The sequence below is a fragment of the Clostridium sp. genome, assembly GCF_036643715.1.
In the GTDB taxonomy this organism is placed as follows: domain Bacteria; phylum Bacillota; class Clostridia; order Clostridiales; family Clostridiaceae; genus Clostridium.
Genome location: NZ_JAVXRL010000001.1, coordinates 88,950 through 108,267, shown reverse-complemented (window position 1 = coordinate 108,267; position 19,318 = coordinate 88,950). Strand labels below are relative to the sequence as shown.

Below are 19,318 nucleotides of genomic sequence, written 5' to 3'. Positions count from 1 at the left end.
TTAAAATAGTTATTATAAAAATACTCAAAAATTTTTTCATATTATACCTACCTTTAAAATATCTTAAAAATAGTTTATCCATGTAATAGTAAATTTATAAAGTAAAATTAAATTAACTTTTTTATATAATGTGATAATGTTAATATAGAATATATATATTAATTAGAAAGAGGTTAGAAAAATGAGTTTAGTTAGAATATATGATGAATATACTAATATTAATAAAGAGTATTTAGATTTTGTAAATGAGGTAGCTTTAGATAAGACTATTGAATTTAATGATAAAGATTTAGCAAGATTAAATGAATACAAAAATTCTTTTGGTAAGTTAATGGAAAAAATAAACGAAGAAGATTTAAGTAAAGAAGATGAAACTAATATAAAAGATTTAAAATATTTAGTTTTAGATAGTATTTTTCTTTCATCAGATTTAGCAGCATTTTATAATGCAAAAGAACAAGAAAGATTTAAGATGAGAATAGCTAATTATGTTAATAAGATGAGAAGAGCAGAAAATGGTATAGAATTTAATTAATGGAGATGGCTTATGAGAGATTTTTTAGAGAAAGTTTTTAAAGATTATACACCTGGTATTAATGATGAAGATAGTATGAAAAGAAGTGCTGTAATTATTCCAGTTATAAATGTTAATGGGACAAGTCATATACTATTTGAAGTTAGAACAGATAAACTTACATTAAATCCTGGAGAGATATGTTTTCCAGGGGGAGCAATTGAAAATGGAGAAAGTCCTAAAGATGCAGCACTTAGAGAGTGCTTTGAAGAAATCGGAGTTGGTGGAGATAATATTAGTATAATATCTAAATTAGATATATTTGTATCAAATACTAATATTATAATATATCCATTTTTAGCGCACATAAAGGATGATGTTAAGTTTTTAATAAATAAAGATGAAGTAAAAAACCTTTTAATAATTCCACTAGATTATTTGATAAAGCATGAGCCTATTTCAGTAAAAAACAAAGTTATAACAGTTCCTGGAGATAATTTCCCATTTGAAAATGTTAAAGATGGAATTAACTATAAATTCAGAGATGGAAATTATAGAGTTCTATTTTATAAATATGGGCAAAATGTAATTTGGGGAATAACAGCTAGAATTTTAGAGAATTTCTTAAATGTAATAAAGAATAAATAATAAAAGCCTAGATAAGAATTAATACTTATCTAGGCTTTGAATTATTTTGGTAATGAAAGGTTACATACAGTAAGCATATTTAAAGTATCATCAACAGCATGACGTACACCGGCTACAATTATTAAATCACCATCTTTTAATAGTGTATCAGCAGTAGGCATAATCTCAGTTCCATCTCTAACAATAGAGAAAACTCTACATCCGTTTGGAAGTTTCCAATCTTTTAAAGATTTTCCTATATACCATTCACTACTTAAGACAAATTCACGTATTATTATTTTTTCCTCTTCTTTAACTGTTTCAACTGTAGTTTCATCTTCAACAAAGAATTTTTCAAATAGTATAGGGAAGACAATGCATGATATAACAGTTGTTACTATAAATGCTGAGTAATCTGCTTCAGTTATGTATCCAAGGTTTACTGCCATTTGGGCACCAACTATTGTTAAACTAAGTTGTGCTGTTAATATCATTGATGCAGCAATTGAATTTTTAACTCCATATCTATTTTTAAATAAAAGGCATGGAATAAACTTAACTAAAAAGAATACAAGTAAAAATAACGGTATCTTTAAAATTGCACTTGGATTCTCAAGGATAGATCTTAAGTCTATATTAACTCCAACCATAATAAAGAATATTGGTATTAAAAAACCATATCCAATAACATCTAATTGGTGAGAAATTTCTTCTTTAGCTTTTCCAACTAGAAGTGAAAATATAATTCCAGCAAGGAAAGAGCCTAAGATTATTTCTGAGCCTGTCTTTTGAGCTATTGCAACTAATACAAGTACAAGCACAAAAGCTCCTCTAACACTTATATGAAGGTTTTTAAAAGCAAGCATTGATAAATCCTTAGTTTTAAATACAGCCTTACAAATCAAATAGATAACTATAGCAGCTAGGAAAGTTATTAAAAAGGTAAAACTTTTTAATGATAATCCATAAGTTGAAACAGATGCTATAAAAGTTATTCCTATTAAACATACGAATTCAGCTATAAGTGAAAATATAAGCAGTGTTTGACCAAAGTCACTACTTAATATACGCTTTGATTTTAACATAGGCACAATTAATCCAGGTGCAGCTGATGTAAATAACAGTGCGAAAAATAATGAGCCCTTATCTAGTCCCGCCATTTTAAGGAGAGTAAATGCTAGTACATTAGATAGTATTAGTGAAAATATAAATACCTTTATACTAGAGAAAACTTTCGAATTAAAAAAGGATTCACCTTCTGTTAATTTTAAGTCTTCAAAATTTATTTCAAGACCACTTAAAAACATTAAATAAGCAAGACCTAGATTTGATAAAAATAAAATCCAAACATCTGGCTTTATAACATTAAAAAAACTTTTACCAAGTATAATACCTATAAATATTTCACCAACTTGGTATGGAACTTTTATCTTCTTTAATTTAGCTACTAGAAATGGTGTGAAAAAGGCAACAACAGCTAAAATTAATAATGAATCATAATTTAAAATTTCTTCCATTTATAATACCCTCTTTTCTTTAGTTTCAAAATATATTGTAAGCATTGAGGAGAAATTTATCAAGGTAGTATAAATAACGTATAATTATATAGATTACATTGAAAAGGTTTAGTACTGCTTATTTTAATATAATAAAGAAAAATGGTAATATATATTATAGAATAATTAAAAGAATAGGCGGGAGAATATATTAATGAATGGAATTAATCACTTCAAGACGATTACTAATCATAAATTATTAGTAATGAAATATTGTTTTATGGTTGGATTGTACAAGCAGGGGTTATTACATGATCTTTCTAAGTACTCATGGACAGAGTTTAAAGTTGGAATAAAATATTATAAAGGAACTTCAAGTCCAAACGGAGCGCAGAAGAAAGTAGAAGGGTTATCAACGGCTTGGCTTCATCATAAAGGAAGAAATAAACATCATTTTGAGTATTGGATTGACTATGGATTAAATCCTAAAGAAGGATTAAAAGGAATGAAAATGCCCTTTAACTATGTAGTTGAAATGTTTATTGATAGGATGTCAGCATCAAAAAATTATCAAAAAGATAAATATACAGATAGAAGTCCACTTGAATATTATGATGAAAGAAAAGAATATTATGTTTTACATGATGAAACAAGGGCAACTATAGAACAATTACTTAATATGTTAGCAATAGATGGAGAAGATAAAACTTTAAAATACATAAAAAATAAAATTTTAAATAATTAAATATTACCAATTCATCTTGACATATTACTTCATACAATCTAAAATTTAATGATGTTTATGTAAGGAGAAATAAAATATGCTTATAGGAAAAGAACTTTTAGACGAAGAAAAATATTTAGAACAAACTCAAGAGGCAATAAAGGAATTATTAGATAAATATATCGATTTAAGCGAAACACAAGATAAAGAAATAGTAAAACATAGAAGATTTCTTTGGGATAATAGAAATGAATTAGATGAAATAGAAATAAATGAAAACTGTAGTCAAGTTGCAATGCAAGAAAAGATGCATTCAAGAAAAATCAATAGAATTAAAACTTTAGAGAGACAAATAGGATCACCTTACTTTGCAAGGCTTGATTTTAAAGCTGATGGAGAAGAAGCGGAGAGTTTCTATATTGGACTATCAACAGTTGAAGATGAAGATAATTTTGAATTTCTAGTATTTGATTGGCGTTCACCGGTATCAACTTTATTTTATGATTTTGAAATAGGAAGAGCTTATTATGATGCTCCAAAGAGAAGAATAGAAGGAACAATTGAATTTAATAGACAGTTTAATATAAAAAATGGAGAAATAGTATTCATGCACAATTCTAATGAATCATTATGCGATGAATCATTAGGAGAGATGTTAGGTGGTAGTGCTACTGATAAAATGAAAAATATCGTAGCTACAATTCAAAAAGAACAAAATGATATTATAAGAAATGAAGATAGTAAAGTGTTATTTATACAAGGAGCTGCAGGGTCAGGTAAAACTTCTATAGCACTTCATCGAGCAGCTTATATTCTTTATAAATATAGAAAAGAATTAAGCCCTGAAAATATTTTAATATTCAGTCCAAATGAGGTTTTTGCAGAATATATTTCTGATGTATTACCTGAACTTGGAGAAACAAATATATTACAAACAACTTTTGAAAATTATTCAAAGACTTTTTTACCAGCAAATTGTAATTATGAAAGTAAAAATGATTATTTAGAATATATATATTCAGCAGATAAGAAGGATGAAGAATTTTTAGTAAGATCTAAAGGGATGGAATACAAAAATACTATTGATTTTATGTATGTACTTAATGAATTTACAAGGGATATTCCAAGACTTTTAACTAATGCTAAGCCTATTATAATTGATGGAAAAGAAATAGTAAGCAAGAAGAGTGTTGAAAATACATTTATAAAAAGATTTAAGGATATACCATTTTTAAATAGAATTAAAGTAATAAAGGAAAGTATATTCTCACAAGTTGAGACTAAATATTTATCTGATGATGATGACTTTGAATATGTAGAAGATAAAACTCACTTCTATACTTACTGTAAAGAGCAAGTTAATATACAAGTTGATGAAATGATAAAAACAGTAAACAGTGTAACAATTTATAAGATGCTTTGGGAAAATATAAGTAAGTACACTGATGTCAATTTAGATGACATAAGAAACCTTACAATTGAGTATTTAAACTTTGGAGAGGTAAAGTATGAAGATATTACTCCAATAATTTATATAAGAGCAGCAATGGAAGGCTTTAGAAATTATTCTAATGTAAAACATATACTTATAGATGAAGCTCAAGATTATAGTCCATTATTTTATGAAATAATAAAAAAATCATTTAAAGATGCATCAATTACTATAATGGGTGATTTAAATCAAAGAATTGATAAGAATTCAAACGTTAAAAATAAAGAAGGAATAACTGATATATTCTTTGATGTAAAAACTGCAGTTTTAACTAAAAGTTATAGATCAACATATAATATAACCAATTTCACTAGAGAACTTCTAAAAACTCATGAACCTATTGAAGCTGTTGAAAGAAAAGGGGAAGCTCCAACTGTTTATATAACTAAAACTGAAACTGTAGATAGAGTTTCAAAACTAGTTAATGACATGATTAGTAAGGGATATGAATCAATTGCGATTATATCAAAAAATAGAGAAGTTTCACGTAAGTTATATGAAAGATTAGAGGGCGTAATTGCAAATATAAACTTAATTGAAGATGACAAGTGTGAATTCAAAAAAGGTATAAATATAATACCATCATATTTATCAAAGGGATTAGAATTTGACTGTGTAATTGTAGCTGATGGAGAAAATTATTTAGGTGAAAGCCATAATAATTTATTTTATACTGTATGTACAAGAGCACTTCACGAACTGCATATAATAGCAGATAAAAATATATGTGAAATATTACCAATAGATAAAGATTTATACACAATTATAGAGTAATTGTAATAAGCTTATAGTAAAGAATTAAATATTCTTAAATAGGCAGGTGAGTTAATTGAATGAAAGTATATCACTAGAGCTAGATAATGTAGTTAAAGAGATAAGAAACTCATCAAATATAAAGGTTGTATATCTTTTTGGATCATATGCATATGGTAAACCTCATTCAGAGAGTGATTTGGATATTTGCATAATAGCAGAAGATAAATCATTAAGAAAAATAGATATAATAAAGAATGTTAGAAAAGCTATATCTAAAGTTGCAACTATGCCAATAGACTTAATTGTGTACTATAGTGATGAATTTAAAGAAAGATCAAATATTAAATTCACTATGGAACATCAAATAAGTAATCATGGAGTAAAACTTTATGAGCAAATCAAAAATCTCTGACGAGTGGTTTGAATTTGCTAGACGGGATTTAGAATCTGCAAGGTTTTTAATAAGGATGGATCCATTTCCAATAGAAATTATTTGCTATCATTGTGAGCAAAGTGCAGAAAAATATTTAAAAGGTTTCTTAATATTAAATGGCAAAAAAGTTGAGAAAACCCATGATATTGTTTTACTAAATAATCGATGTATTAAATTAAATGATAAATTTAAAGAAATATATGATGATTGCATTGAATTGATTTCTTATGGAGTTCAAGTAAGGTATCCATATCAATTAGATGTTGATGAAAATGATATGCTTAATGCTATTGAAAGCGCTGAAAGAATAGAGAAATTTATATTAAGACTAATAGAAGAAAACAATATAGTTTAAGCATAAATAAGAACCATACCTTAAGAAAAGTTACTTAGGTGTGGTTCTTATTACTTTGTAAAAATATTAATATAATGTAAGTAGATATTAAATGAAAAGGAGCTTAAATTGTATGAGAATTGGAGTAATTATGGGTGGTATATCAGACGAAAGGGAGATATCACTATTATCTGGAGCAGAAATAGTCAAATATTTAAATAGAGAAAAATATGAGGAAGTAGTTCCAATTATAATAAATTCTAAAAAAGAGGTTATAGAAAAAGTTAAAAATATAGATTTTGCTTTTATTGCTTTACATGGCAGATTTGGTGAAGATGGCACAATTCAAGGACTGCTTGAAACATTAGATATTCCATATAGTGGATGTGGAGTATTAACTAGTGCAATTTGTATGAATAAGTCGATTACAAAAAAGATAATTAAAAGTGAAGGTATTATGACAGCACCTTGGACTACAGTTAAGTCTATTTCAGAAATAAATTATAAACTAATAAATGAAATAGGTTATCCTGTATTTATAAAGCCAAATTCAGGGGGATCTAGTGTTGCAACATTTTTTATTAAAAATGAAGAGGGAGTTTTAGAGGCAGTTAAAGAAGTGTTAAAGTATGATAAGGAAGTCATAATTGAAAAGTATATAAAGGGAATAGAAATTACATCTTTTATTTTAAATGGAGAGGTGTTTCCAACATTAAGCATAAAGGCTAACAATAGTGAGTTTTTTGATTATTCATCTAAGTATGATAATGGTGGAGCAAGTGAGGAATTTGTAATTCTAGAAGATGAGTTACAAAAAAATGTGAATGACTGGTCTAAAAAGATATGGAACGTTTTAGAATGCAAAGGGTATTCAAGAGTTGATATGATCGTAAGTGATGGAATACCATATTTTTTAGAAGTTAATACTTTACCTGGAATGACAAAGGAAAGTCTTATTCCTAAAAGTGCAAGATATAAAGGCTTAGATTTTAGCAATTTATTAGATAAAATAATTGAATACTCATTGTAATGTGTAAAGGTAGCTTAAATTTTAGTTACCTTTTTATAATTTGGTATATAAATTATTGACAAAAGTAAAAAAATGGATTAATATATCTTTAAACGATATATCTTTAAATGATATATAATAGGAGGTTGTATGGGAAGGAAGAAAGCTTTAGATGAGAATATTCTAACAGACTCCACATATTATATTTTACTTTCTCTAGTAGTTCCAAAGCATGGTTATGCAATAATGCAGGAGGTTAGTGATAAGTCTAATGGTATAGTGGAAATAGGTCCAGCAAGTTTATATACAATACTTAGTAAATTACAAAAGAATTGTTTGATTGAATTAATTGAGGATAATACTGATAGAAGAAAGTGTTATAAGTTAACTGAAAAAGGGAAAGAGCTTATAATACAAGATATTAAAAGAAGAAGAAAAATGGTTGCATATGGTGAAGAGTCTTTAAATATTATAAAAGGGTAGGAGATAAGTTTATGGGTAGAGCAAGTAAAAGGGTTTCAAATTTAGGATATGCATTTGATGAAAAAAGAGCGTTAGAAAGGTTTAGATGTTTATCTAAAGAAGGTTGGATACTTGAAAAAGCTAACATATTTAATTATGTTTTAACTAAGGGAGAAGAGAAGGAACAAATATATTCAATGGACTATAGGGATTTCTCAAAAGATAAGGATGGATTAGATGAGTATATAGAAATATTTAAAGGGGCAGGCTGGGAGTATGTATGTTCAAGTCAGAATGTATTCCATTTCTTTAAAGCAACTCCTGGAACAAATCCAATATATACAAGTAGTAGAGAAGATGCAGAAAAGTATATTGATGTATATAAAACGGCTAAAGTAAGTTTAATAGTATCTCTAATTGGAATTTTACTTTGCAGTATTGGTATAATATATTTAGATATTAAAACTATAGGTCTTATTTTAATGGCAGCGTCAGTTGGTATATTAATACCATCAATTATGATTATGTTTGCTATTAAAAGAAAATTAAATAAAGTATAGTAATAAAGAGGAGAACAAAAGATGAAAAAATTAAATTTAGATTTTAGTAAGACAGCACTTGTTTTAATAGATCTTCAAGAAGGAATAGTTAATATGACTAAAGGATTTGATGTAGTTAAAAAGTCAAAAGAATTAGTAAATATATTTAGAGAAAATAATGGCTTTACAGCTTTTGTACATGTTGATTTTCATGATGATAATGATAAATTAAATCCAGTTACAGATAATGATGATGTTAATAATGCAGAACAATTAAATAACTGGGCTAATTTTTGCGAAGAATTAGATGTTAAAGAAGATGATTATAAAGTTAAAAAGCGTCAATGGGGAGCTTTTTTTGGAACAGATTTAGATTTAGAATTGCGTAGGAGAAATATAGATACAATTGTATTATGTGGAATTTCTACAAATATAGGTGTTGAAAGCACAGCACGACAAGCTTATGAAAGAGGTTATAACCAAATTTTTATAGAGGATGCTATGAAAGCTGCAAATGAAGAAGTGCATAACTGTACTGTAAAAAATATATTTACTAGAATAGGTAGAGTACGTAAAACAGAAGAGTTTATAAAAGAAGTCACAATATAGATTAATGTGAAAACTTGCAAAAAGAAATATTATACTATATAATAATTATTATTAAAAGATAATTATGGAGGGTGATATTGTGAATATAGAAGTTTTAGAAAAAGGCATGATGGCTCCGGATTTTACTTTAACTGGATCAGATAATAAAGAACATAAATTAAGTGATTATAGAGGTAAGAAAGTAATATTATATTTCTATCCTAAAGATAATACTCCAGGATGTTCACTTGAAGCTCAAGATTTTAAGAGATATAATGAAAAATTCTTAGATGATAATACAGTTATTTTAGGAGTAAGTAGAGATTCACTAAAAGCACATGATAAATTCATTACAAAATATGATTTGCCATTTGTATTATTGTCAGATGAAAATGAAGAAGTTTGCAAGTTATATAATGTACTTAAAGAGAAGAACATGTTTGGAAAGAAAGTATTCGGTATAGAAAGAAGTACTTTTGTTATTGATAAGGATGGAAAAATAGAAGACATTTATAGAAAAGTTAAAGTAAAAGGACATGTAGAAAGTCTATTATAAGATTAAAAAGGAGTGCTAATTTGCATTCCTTTTTTTATTTATTATTATTATGGTATAATAATAAAAGTAAATTAACATATAAGCCAAATGGAGGAATAATACATGTTTAATAAAGAAGAACTTTCAGTTATTCAAGATGCATTAAAAATTGCAGATGCAGAATACATAAAACTAATTGATGAAAATAAAACTAATAAAGGTAGATTAGTTACTTTTAATAGAAAGCAAAAGAAATTATGGTTAGTTCAAAATAAATTAAAAAAAATAATGGAAGAAACAAAATAAAGTTGAGCAAATTTTATTGCTCAACTTTATTTTCTTTAAGTAGATCTCTTATTTCAGCTAAAAGAACTAGATTTAAATCTTCCTTTGATTCTTCAGCTTCATTCTCAATTTCTTCTTCTAATTCTTTTTTCTTATTAAACTTAGAAGCAAGTCTTATTGCCATGAAAATTGATAAAGCTATAATTAGAAAGTCTATTATATTTTGAATAAACATTCCTATATTTAGGGTAACTGCTTTGCCGTTTACACCTTCTGCTAAAACAAATTTCAAGTCATTGAAATTTACTCCTCCAGTTAATACTCCAATTAAAGGCATAATAATATCATTAACAAGTGATGATACGATTTTATTAAAGGCACCACCTATTACAACCCCGATTGCTAAATCAAAGATATTCCCCTTTAATGCAAATTCTTTAAATTCTGACATAAATTTTTTCATAGTAATCTCCTTAAGATGAAATAATAATAATTATAAAATAATTATTATTTAAGTTTACATTATACAAATAATTAAGGTTAAAGTGTATCTCAATTAATAGTATTAACAAAAAGTTTAAAAAATTTACTTTTATTTTTGGATTAAATACAAAAATAAGGAATATTAATAATTCAAAAGAGAACATTAGGTAATATGTATGAACAATAGTAATAATCGCCTTACAAAGTTTACATAAAAAACCATATATTAAAATTTAATTTGATTTGAATCAAGTTTATATAGTGCTAAATCTAGTAGTATATAAGCATACAAATAAATTAGAAGGTGATATAAATGTTTTATAAAGAATTTTCAAATTACTATGACAGTATATATCCAATGAACTGTGAGACATTAAGATTTTTAAAGGAAAGTTTCAAATTTAAGAAAAAATTATTAGATGCAGCTTGTAAAACAGGAGAATTTGCAATTGCACTTACAAAGGAAGGTCACGAAGTTCAAGCAATCGATATTGATAAGTATTTTGTCAAAGTTGCAAAGGACAAAGCTAATTATTATGATGGTTTAGATTTAAAGTTTAGAGATACTACTCTTTTAACACTTGGAAAAGATGATAATCTAAATTATTACGATGGTATTTATTATTTACATGATGAAATATCATTTTTAGAAAGTGGAAGAGATACAAGAACTGCTTTAAAGCATGTACACAAAATTTTAAATAATGAAGGTATTTTTGTACTTGAAACTTTGAATTTCGATAAAATAATAAATGAAGAAATAACAATACTAGGAAATGAATATATTGAAGATAAAAATATTAGATTAACTACAGAGCTTGAAAGAGATGGAGAATATATAAATTGTATAAATAAGTTACAAGTTAAAGGTAAAGAATTCTCTAATGAAGAATTGTTAATACCGTTAATTAGTGATGATTTAATTGAATTTTTATCAAGTATTGGATTTAGAAAAATTAGAACTTTCGGAGATTATGATGGAAGTGACTTTGATAAGGAAAATTCAATTAGATTAATTATTAAATGTGAAAAATAGAATAATAAATAGAAATCTAAAGAGATGCTATACATTTATAGCATCTCTTTTTGTATTCTTACAAAAATGAAAGAATAAAGTAATGAACTTAAATATGAGTTTTTAAGATATCACTTTATAATCAAAGTACAGTAAGAGTACAGGGGGTTTTTAAGAGTGAAATTGATTTTAAGGAATATAAATAAAAATAGATTAGATTATGGAATATATGGAATAGCAGTTATGTTAGCTGTAAGTATCTTATATATATTTAATTCAATTATATTTAGTGAAGATATTAAAAAAATACTTAATGAATACGAAGATGTAAATGGAATATTTTATGGAGCTACAATTTTAGTTATTTTTGTAATTATGATTTTTATTTGGTATTCAAATAAGTTTTTTATAAATAAGAGAAAAAAAGAAATTGGAATTTTCTCGCTAGTCGGAATGGAAAATAATAAAATAGCTAATATGATATTTGGTGAAAATTTACTTATAGGAATCGTAGCAGCAATAGGTGGAACAATTTTAGGAATATTTTTATCAAAGTATTTCACTAAGTTATATAGCTATATTTTAGGTGCTAGTTATGGAAATTCACATATGATTTTTGACTTAAAAGCAATATTCATTACAAATGCTATTTTCTTCGTATTCTATTTTTTAGTATGTCTAAATAGTTCAAGTATTATTGAGAAATACCAATTAATAGATTTGTTTAAAGGTAACAATATGTGTGAAGCAGCTTTTAAGAAAACAATAATAAAAGGACTTCCAGGCGTAGTAATAATAGCAATAGGATATATGACATATCCATGGGCCATTATGACTTTGGGGTTAAGTGTATTATTAACATTGCTATTAGTAATAAAAGGAACATACAAGTTATTTAGAACTAAAGTAATAGAAAGAATAATAGATGAAAAAGATAGAACTGGTTTTGAGGATGGAATAAACTTAGTTTCAACATCTAATTTATTATTTAGAATAAGAAGTAATGCAAGAATTTTATCAACTGTATCTATTTTAATCGCTTCAACAATAACATCTGTTGGAATATGTGCAGCTCTGTATTTTTCATATGATAGTAGTTCGGGTGTAGCATTACTTTCTAATATATTTTTTATTGGAATATGTATATCTGTAATATTTACTATATGCACAATATCTATATTGTTATTTAAATTTATCCAGGAAGCTCATGATGAAGCGCCAAGATACAAAATATTAAGCCAAATAGGCTTTACAAGAATTGATATTAAAAAAATAATAACAAAGCAATTATCATTTGTATATATAGTACCTCTTATAATTGGGGTAATACATTCACTAGCAGCCCTTAGTATAACTGTACTTAGTATGAATCATAAATACGCAGTTGCAATTCTTATAATTTATGGAATGTATACTTTAATATATTTTATATATTTTAGAATAACAAGGCGTATATATATATCAATTATATTAAAGAACATTACAAATTAATAGAAGAAAGGAGATATTATGAAAAACATATTAAAAATAGAAGAACTTAAAAAAGTATATGGTGAGAAAAATAATAAATACATAGCATTAAAAGGAATAGATTTAGAAATTAATGAAGGTGAATTTGTAGGAGTTATGGGACCCTCAGGTTCAGGTAAAAGTACATTATTAAACATTATATCAACCATAGACAAGCCATCTAACGGAAAGGTATATGTAAATGGCTTTGATATAACAAATATATCAAGCAAAAAACTTGCTACATTTAGAAGAGAAAATTTAGGATTTATATTTCAAGATTTTAATCTTTTAGATACATTAACAGTAAGAGAAAATATAGCCTTGCCATTAACATTGGCAAAGGGAAGAGGAAAAGAAATAAATAAAAAAGTAATGGAGACTTCAGAAAGACTTGGAATAAAAGAATTTTTAGATAAATATCCATACGAAATATCTGGAGGTCAAAAACAAAGAACAGCAGCATGTAGAGCTATAATAACAAAGCCGTCATTGATCTTGGCAGATGAACCTACAGGTGCATTAGATTCAAAATCAGCAGAAAGTTTATTAAATACAATAAAAGATTTAAATGAAATGAATAAAGCAACAATAATGATGGTAACGCATGATGCTTTTACAGCAAGTTATTGTAAAAGAGTAATATTCATAAAAGATGGAAGTATGTATGATGAAATTTATAAAGAAGGAACTCAAGAAGAATTCTTTAAAATATTATTAAATAAAGTATCAAAAATGGGTAATTAGGACAAACTTAAGGAGGAAATAAAATGAGAAAAATAATAAGTATAATAGTAATAGGGTTAATAGTAGTAATAGGTGCAGGATTTGCAGTTAGGGAAGTAGTGTTTCCTATAAAAGACAAAGATATAATAGAAAAATATGCGAAAGAATATAATGTAGAACCAGAATTAGTTGCATCAATAATTAATTTTGAAACAAGATTTGAGCCAGTAAAGAACACTGGTAAAAATGGAGCGGGGCTTATGAAATTAACAGCAGATACAGGAGAAAAAATAGCAAAAGAAATGGGGGATACTAACTTTAATAAAGATGATATAGATAAAGATGATACAAATATAAAACTTGGAACTTACTATATATCAAAGAATGGTGGAGAAAATTTAAGTGATTTAGTAGGTAATTGGGCTATAAGAAATGGTGAAAATAAAGAAGATAAATTTGATGATAAACAATATGCAAAGGATAATTACACAAAGAAAATAGAAACTAGAAAAGATATATATAAAGTACTATATTTTTTATTTTAAATAATAAAAGTTAATATAGAAGGTGTGAAAATATTTGATTGTATTTTCACACCTATTTTTTATATATTTTTAAAAAAAAGAAAATTATTTTCAAAAACTATTGATAATAGAAAATAAATGATTTAAAATAGAAATATAAGGAAAATAATTTTCAAAAAGGTGGTGTTTGTTAATGCTAGAGACAATAAAAAATAAATTAATTGTATCATGTCAAGCCTTAGAAAATGAACCTCTTCATAGTTCATTTATTATGGGGAGAATGGCAAAGGCAGCTAAAGAAGGTGGAGCCATAGCTATAAGAGCACAAGGTGTTGATGATATAAATGAAATAAAAAAGATAACTAAATTACCGATAATTGGTATAATAAAAAAGAACTATGAAGATTCACAGGTATATATAACGCCTACATATAAGGAAGTATGTGATCTTTTAAGTACTGAATGTGAAATGATAGCTTTAGATGCAACAAATAGGACAAGACCTAATAACGAAAATATAAAGGAATTAGTAGAATACATTCATAAAGGTAAACGTTTAGCTATGGCTGATATTTCAACTTATGAGGAAGGGATGGAAGCTGTAAAAGTTGGATTTGATTGTATATCAACAACACTTTCAGGTTATACAGATTATTCAAAGCAAAGTGATGGAGTTGATTTTGAACTACTAGAAAAATTAGTACGAGATTCAGCAATACCAGTTATTTGTGAAGGTAGAATTTCAAGTCCAGAAGAATTAAAAAAAGCATTTGAACTAGGTGCTTATTCAGCTGTAGTTGGAGGTGCTATAACAAGACCTCAAGAAATAACAAAGAGATTTATGAATGCAATAAAATAAATTTAATTAAGGAGAATCTATTATGGATATGAAAGGGATTTATTCAGCATTATTAGTTTCATTCGATAAAGAAGGAAATATAAACGAAAAAGGATTAAGAGAGATTGTAAGGCATAATATTGATAATTGTAAAATTGATGGGTTATATGTTGGGGGAAGCACTGGAGAAAACTTTATGCTTTCAACATATGAGAAGAAAAAGATTTTTGATATAGTAGTAAATGAAGTCAATGGTAAAGTTAAATTAATAGCACAAGTTGGCTCTGTAAATTTAAAGGAAGCTGTAGAACTTGCAAAATATGCTACAGAACTCGGATATGATGCTATATCAGCAGTAACTCCTTTTTATTATAAATTTGAATTTAGTGAGATTAAACATTATTATGAAACTATAATAAATTCAGTAGATAATAAACTAATAATATATTCTATACCATTTTTAACTGGAGTAAATATGTCTATCGAGCAGTTTGCAGAATTATTTGAAAATGAAAAGATAATAGGAGTTAAGTTTACAGCTGCAGATTTTTATTTGTTAGAACGTATGAGAAAAACGTTTAAAGATAAATTGATATTTGCAGGATTTGATGAAATGTTATTACCAGCAGCTGTACTTGGGATAGATGGTGCTATAGGATCAACTTTTAATGTAAATGGCATAAGAGCAAGAAGAATATTTGAGGCTGCTCAAAAAGGTGATATTAAAACAGCTTTAGAAGTACAGCATATAACTAATGATTTAATTTCAGATATCTTAAGCAATGGATTATATCAAACGATTAAACTTATGCTTGAAGAGCAAGGTGTTGAGGCTGGGTATTGTAGACAACCTATGAAAGAAGCAACTAAAGAAATGAGAAAGCAAGCAAGGGCAATCAACAATAAATACTTCTAAAAAATTACAAATACTACTATAAAGGTCAATTATCATAATTAAAATTGTATAATAGTGTAAATTTGATATAAAAAAATACACTATTATAATTTTTTTAGTTTTTAACAGTTAATTATTGTAAATGGTGTAATAAAATGATAGAATACACATAAAATGAAAAATATTTTTTATAAAAATATAGTTATAAAAAATTTTTTATTTAATATTACTAAATTATTTTTTTTAGGACATGTAGTAAACAATTACAAAAATGTATTAAAAGGGGGATTTTGTGTGAAAAAATTAAAATTATTATCAACAGTACTTGTAACTACTCTTAGCTTATCAATACTTGCTGGATGTGGTGGAAGTAATGGAGCAGGAGGAAGTACTGCCGGAAAGGGTGAAAAGACTGAAATAACTTGGTGGGCTTTCCCAAATTTTGAAACTAAAGATGGAGTGGTAGGAAAATATGAAGAGGAAATAGCAGCTTCATTTATGGAAAAAAATCCTGACATAAAAGTAAATGTAGAAATGTTATCCTTCAATGGAGGAGGAGAAAAAATAAATGCAGCTATAGCATCAAAGTCAGCACCTGATGTATTGTATGATGCCCCAGGAAGAATAATTGATTATGCGAGAATAGGAGCATTAGCACCTGTAGATGACATGATAGAAAAGTTGAATGGAGATGTATCAAAAGAAATATTACAAGGTTGTAAATTAGATGATAAATATTATATGTATCCATTTAATACTACAAACTTTATGATGGCAGCTAATAAGCAAATGCTAGAAGAAGCAGGAGTTTTAGATAAGCTTCCATTAGATAAAAAAGATAGACAATGGACTTTAGAAGAATTCGAAACAGCTTTAAGAGCTATAAAGAAAGCTAAGCCAGATGTTACACCATTAACATTCTACAGTAAGAGTACAGCAGGGGATCAAGGAACAAGAGCATTCATTGCAAATATCTGTGGTGGTAGTGTTATGAATGAAGATCAAACTGCGTACAATTTTGATAGCCCAGAAGCAATAAAAGCTATGGATTGGGTTAAAAAAGCAATTGATGAAGGTTTAATAGCTAAAGGATCAGAAGCATTAGCTTCAAATGATTCAATAGATTTATACTTACAACAAAAGGCTGCAATAACTATTCTTTATTCAACAGGACTTGCTAAGAGTAATCAATCAAAGAAAACTGAAGCTTTTGATGATATTTTATTACCAATACCTGCACCAGAAGGTAAACTTGCATTAGAATCACTTATTGGTGGTTTATGTATATTTGATAATGGTGATGAAGCTAAAATAGATGCTTCAAAGAAATTCATTGATTTCTTATGTAATGATAAAGAGTGGCAAACAAAGAACTTAAAAGCTACTGGAACATTCTCAGTTAGAGATTCAGTAAAAGGTTTATATGATGATGAAGAAATGAAGTTTGCAGAAACAATGGGTAATTATACTGCTAAATATTATAACACAGCAAATGGATTCGCAGAAATGAGAACTTTCTGGTTCCCAGCACTTCAAGAAATCACATTAGGACAAAAGTCAGCAGAAGAGGCAATGAAAGAATTTAACAAGAAAGCAAATGAGACTCTTAAAAAGAAGTAAAAAGAATTGAAATAATATATATGGGGGACGTCAGATCCCCCATTAAAACTAGGCTGAGAGAGCATGAAAGAGAGGGATATCTTAATGGCTACTAGTAATAAAAAGATAAAACATAGCAGATTAGCAAAGAAAGAGTGGGTAACGTCCTATTTATTTTTATTGCCAGCTGCAATATTTTTCATAGGGTTTGTAATACTACCAATGATTGGTGGTATAGTAATGAGTTTCTTCAATTACAATCCTAAAAGTGCAATTTTTATTGGAATGGAAAATTACATTAATATATTTAAAGATGAAATTTTCATTAAATCATTGTGGAATACGTTAGTTTTAGTTATTGGTAACGTTCCGATTGTAGTTGTATTTTCATTATTTGTTTCATTAGTTATTTATAAGAAATCTTCTAAAGTAAGATCATTCTTTAGAGGGGTATTTTACCTACCTGCTATAGCATCTGTAGTAAGTATAACTCTTGTTTGGGGATGGATATTCCACCCTAATTACGGAATACTAAATCATGTTTTAAGTTGGTTTGGAGTAGATCCTCAAGTTTGGCTTGGTAATCCAAGTATAGCAAAGTGGGCAATACTTATTGTTTTAGTTACATTATCTGTAGGACAACCTATAGTTCTTTATATGGCATCACTTGGTAATATACCAAAAGATTATTTAGAAGCAGCTGAAATTGATGGTGCAAACCCAAGACAAGTATTTAAGAACATAACATGGCCATTATTAAAGCCAACAACATTATATATAGTTATTATAACAACTATAAATTCATTCCAATGTTTCTCATTAATTCAGCTATTAACAGCTGGAGGACCAAATTACTCAACAACAACTATAATGTACCAAGTTTATGAAAAATCATTTACTCTTGGTCAATATGGACTTGCTTCATCTATGGGAGTAGTACTTGCAATTATAGTTATGGGTATATCAATTATTCAATACAAGTATTTAGGTACAGACGTAGAATATTAATAGGGAGGTGTGATGCGTATGTTTGGAAATAAAAAGAAAAAAGAAAAGGAAGTTTTATATGATTGGAGAAATCAATGGACACCAAAAAATATTACAGCTTTCTTTATATTATGTATATTTACAGTAATTTTTATATTCCCATTTTATTGGATTATAACAGGAGCATTTAAAGATCAAGGTGCAGCAATTGCAATGCCACCACAGTGGTTTCCAGCAGAGCCTACAATGCAAAACTGGGCAAGCCTTGCAAAACAACCATTATTAAGATGGACATTTAATAGTTTCTTTATTGCCATATCCACTACTTTATTAGTATGTTTAACTTCAGCTTTATCAGGTTATGTTTTAGCTAAAAAAAGATTTCCCGGAAGAAAAGTTGTATTCTGGTTACTTATTATAGCTATGGCACTTCCAAAGCAAGTAATAATGGTACCATTATTTAATATATTAACAAGTTTAGATTGGATTGATAGTTATAAATCATTAATATTACCAGCAGTTGGTTGGCCTTTTGGTATATTTTTAATGAAGCAATTTAGTGAGACTATTCCAACTGAGCTTATAGAAGCTTCAAAGATAGATGGGTGTTCTGAAATTGGAATATTTAAAAATATAGTACTACCTATAGTTAAACCAGGGGTAGCGGCTCTTGCAATATTTACGTTTATAACATCATGGAATGATTATTTTATGCAACTTATATTAATAAGAAGTAAGGACATGCAAACACTTCCATTAGGAGTTGCAACAATGCAACTTGAATTTGCAACCGATTATGGATTAATGATGTCAGGTGCGGCTCTTGCATCAATACCAATGATTATTATATTTATAATATTCCAAAAATCATTTACACAGGGTATTACAATTGGAGCAGTAAAAGGTTAAGGGATTATGTTGAATTTTGAAAATTAGGAGGAGATATTT

Annotated in this window: 23 protein-coding genes; 21 read left to right on the top strand and 2 right to left on the bottom strand. The window is 27.2% G+C overall.

The window, feature by feature from the left end; translation table 11 throughout:
- Positions 1-181 precede the first annotated feature (181 nt).
- Together RSF37_RS00530 and RSF37_RS00525 are read left to right on the top strand one after the other, a co-directional pair.
- Positions 182-535, top strand: coding sequence for a hypothetical protein (locus RSF37_RS00530; protein WP_332562414.1), 354 nt, complete (start codon positions 182-184; stop codon positions 533-535).
- Between the two features lie 12 nt (positions 536-547).
- Entirely contained in the window at positions 548-1,162 is a 615-nt protein-coding gene (locus tag RSF37_RS00525; RefSeq protein WP_332562413.1) for an NUDIX hydrolase, read from the top strand.
- 41 nt (positions 1,163-1,203) lie between these two features.
- Here the strand turns inward: RSF37_RS00525 and RSF37_RS00520 are convergent, their stop codons facing one another.
- Positions 1,204-2,658: a cation:proton antiporter gene (locus RSF37_RS00520; protein ID WP_332562412.1), complete on the bottom strand. Its 1,455-nt coding sequence runs from the start codon at positions 2,656-2,658 to the stop codon at positions 1,204-1,206.
- Positions 2,659-2,851: 193 nt separating this feature from the next.
- On the opposite strand from RSF37_RS00520, the gene RSF37_RS00515 reads away from it, so the two are divergent.
- From RSF37_RS00515 to RSF37_RS00470, 10 genes are all read left to right on the top strand, one after another.
- Entirely contained in the window at positions 2,852-3,382 is a 531-nt protein-coding gene (locus RSF37_RS00515; protein ID WP_332562411.1) for a DUF5662 family protein, read from the top strand.
- A gap of 76 nt (positions 3,383-3,458) precedes the next feature.
- A complete protein-coding gene (locus RSF37_RS00510) occupies positions 3,459-5,627 on the top strand; it encodes a HelD family protein (RefSeq protein ID WP_332562410.1) in 2,169 nt (722 codons plus the stop codon).
- 55 nt (positions 5,628-5,682) lie between these two features.
- Positions 5,683-6,021, top strand: coding sequence for a nucleotidyltransferase domain-containing protein (locus RSF37_RS00505; RefSeq protein ID WP_332562409.1), 339 nt, complete (start codon positions 5,683-5,685; stop codon positions 6,019-6,021).
- Positions 5,999-6,397 (top strand): HEPN domain-containing protein, encoded by a 399-nt coding sequence (locus tag RSF37_RS00500; RefSeq protein ID WP_332562408.1) that lies wholly within the window; start codon positions 5,999-6,001, stop codon positions 6,395-6,397. The genes RSF37_RS00505 and RSF37_RS00500 overlap by 23 nt, the downstream gene beginning before the upstream one ends.
- 112 nt (positions 6,398-6,509) lie before the next feature.
- Positions 6,510-7,406, top strand: coding sequence for a D-alanine--D-alanine ligase (locus RSF37_RS00495; RefSeq protein WP_332562407.1), 897 nt, complete (start codon positions 6,510-6,512; stop codon positions 7,404-7,406).
- A 129-nt stretch (positions 7,407-7,535) separates the two neighbouring features.
- Positions 7,536-7,868: a PadR family transcriptional regulator gene (locus RSF37_RS00490; protein WP_332562406.1), complete on the top strand. Its 333-nt coding sequence runs from the start codon at positions 7,536-7,538 to the stop codon at positions 7,866-7,868.
- Positions 7,869-7,879: 11 nt separating this feature from the next.
- Positions 7,880-8,407, top strand: a complete 528-nt coding sequence (locus RSF37_RS00485) for a DUF2812 domain-containing protein (protein WP_332562405.1) — start codon at positions 7,880-7,882, stop codon at positions 8,405-8,407.
- 21 nt (positions 8,408-8,428) lie between these two features.
- On the top strand, positions 8,429-8,995 hold the full coding sequence (locus RSF37_RS00480; protein WP_332562404.1) for an isochorismatase family protein: 567 nt from the start codon (positions 8,429-8,431) through the stop codon (positions 8,993-8,995).
- Between the two features lie 106 nt (positions 8,996-9,101).
- Positions 9,102-9,530, top strand: a complete 429-nt coding sequence (locus tag RSF37_RS00475; protein ID WP_442878512.1) for a peroxiredoxin — start codon at positions 9,102-9,104, stop codon at positions 9,528-9,530.
- A 102-nt stretch (positions 9,531-9,632) separates the two neighbouring features.
- Entirely contained in the window at positions 9,633-9,815 is a 183-nt protein-coding gene (locus RSF37_RS00470) for a hypothetical protein (RefSeq protein WP_332562402.1), read from the top strand.
- 13 nt (positions 9,816-9,828) lie between these two features.
- Here RSF37_RS00470 and mscL read toward each other — a convergent pair whose 3' ends face one another.
- Positions 9,829-10,257: a large-conductance mechanosensitive channel protein MscL gene (gene mscL / locus RSF37_RS00465; RefSeq protein WP_332562401.1), complete on the bottom strand. Its 429-nt coding sequence runs from the start codon at positions 10,255-10,257 to the stop codon at positions 9,829-9,831.
- A gap of 333 nt (positions 10,258-10,590) precedes the next feature.
- Between mscL and RSF37_RS00460 the strand changes: the two genes are divergently transcribed.
- From RSF37_RS00460 to RSF37_RS00420, 9 genes are all read left to right on the top strand, one after another.
- Complete coding sequence (locus RSF37_RS00460; protein ID WP_332562400.1) at positions 10,591-11,313, top strand: class I SAM-dependent methyltransferase; 723 nt, start codon at positions 10,591-10,593, stop codon at positions 11,311-11,313.
- Between the two features lie 156 nt (positions 11,314-11,469).
- A complete protein-coding gene (locus RSF37_RS00455; protein ID WP_332562399.1) occupies positions 11,470-12,783 on the top strand; it encodes an ABC transporter permease in 1,314 nt (437 codons plus the stop codon).
- An 18-nt stretch (positions 12,784-12,801) separates the two neighbouring features.
- Complete coding sequence (locus tag RSF37_RS00450) at positions 12,802-13,548, top strand: ABC transporter ATP-binding protein (protein WP_332562398.1); 747 nt, start codon at positions 12,802-12,804, stop codon at positions 13,546-13,548.
- 23 nt (positions 13,549-13,571) lie between these two features.
- The gene (locus RSF37_RS00445) at positions 13,572-14,072 is read left to right on the top strand and encodes a transglycosylase SLT domain-containing protein (RefSeq protein WP_332562397.1); all 501 of its coding nucleotides are present in this window, start codon (positions 13,572-13,574) and stop codon (positions 14,070-14,072) included.
- A 172-nt stretch (positions 14,073-14,244) separates the two neighbouring features.
- Complete coding sequence (locus RSF37_RS00440) at positions 14,245-14,910, top strand: N-acetylmannosamine-6-phosphate 2-epimerase (RefSeq protein WP_332562396.1); 666 nt, start codon at positions 14,245-14,247, stop codon at positions 14,908-14,910.
- 28 nt (positions 14,911-14,938) lie between these two features.
- Positions 14,939-15,805: an N-acetylneuraminate lyase gene (locus RSF37_RS00435; protein ID WP_332562473.1), complete on the top strand. Its 867-nt coding sequence runs from the start codon at positions 14,939-14,941 to the stop codon at positions 15,803-15,805.
- 273 nt (positions 15,806-16,078) lie between these two features.
- Positions 16,079-17,404, top strand: a complete 1,326-nt coding sequence (locus tag RSF37_RS00430; RefSeq protein ID WP_332562395.1) for an ABC transporter substrate-binding protein — start codon at positions 16,079-16,081, stop codon at positions 17,402-17,404.
- A gap of 84 nt (positions 17,405-17,488) precedes the next feature.
- Complete coding sequence (locus RSF37_RS00425; protein WP_438519560.1) at positions 17,489-18,391, top strand: carbohydrate ABC transporter permease; 903 nt, start codon at positions 17,489-17,491, stop codon at positions 18,389-18,391.
- Between the two features lie 18 nt (positions 18,392-18,409).
- Positions 18,410-19,279 (top strand): carbohydrate ABC transporter permease, encoded by an 870-nt coding sequence (locus tag RSF37_RS00420; protein WP_332562394.1) that lies wholly within the window; start codon positions 18,410-18,412, stop codon positions 19,277-19,279.
- Positions 19,280-19,318: the final 39 nt, after the last annotated feature.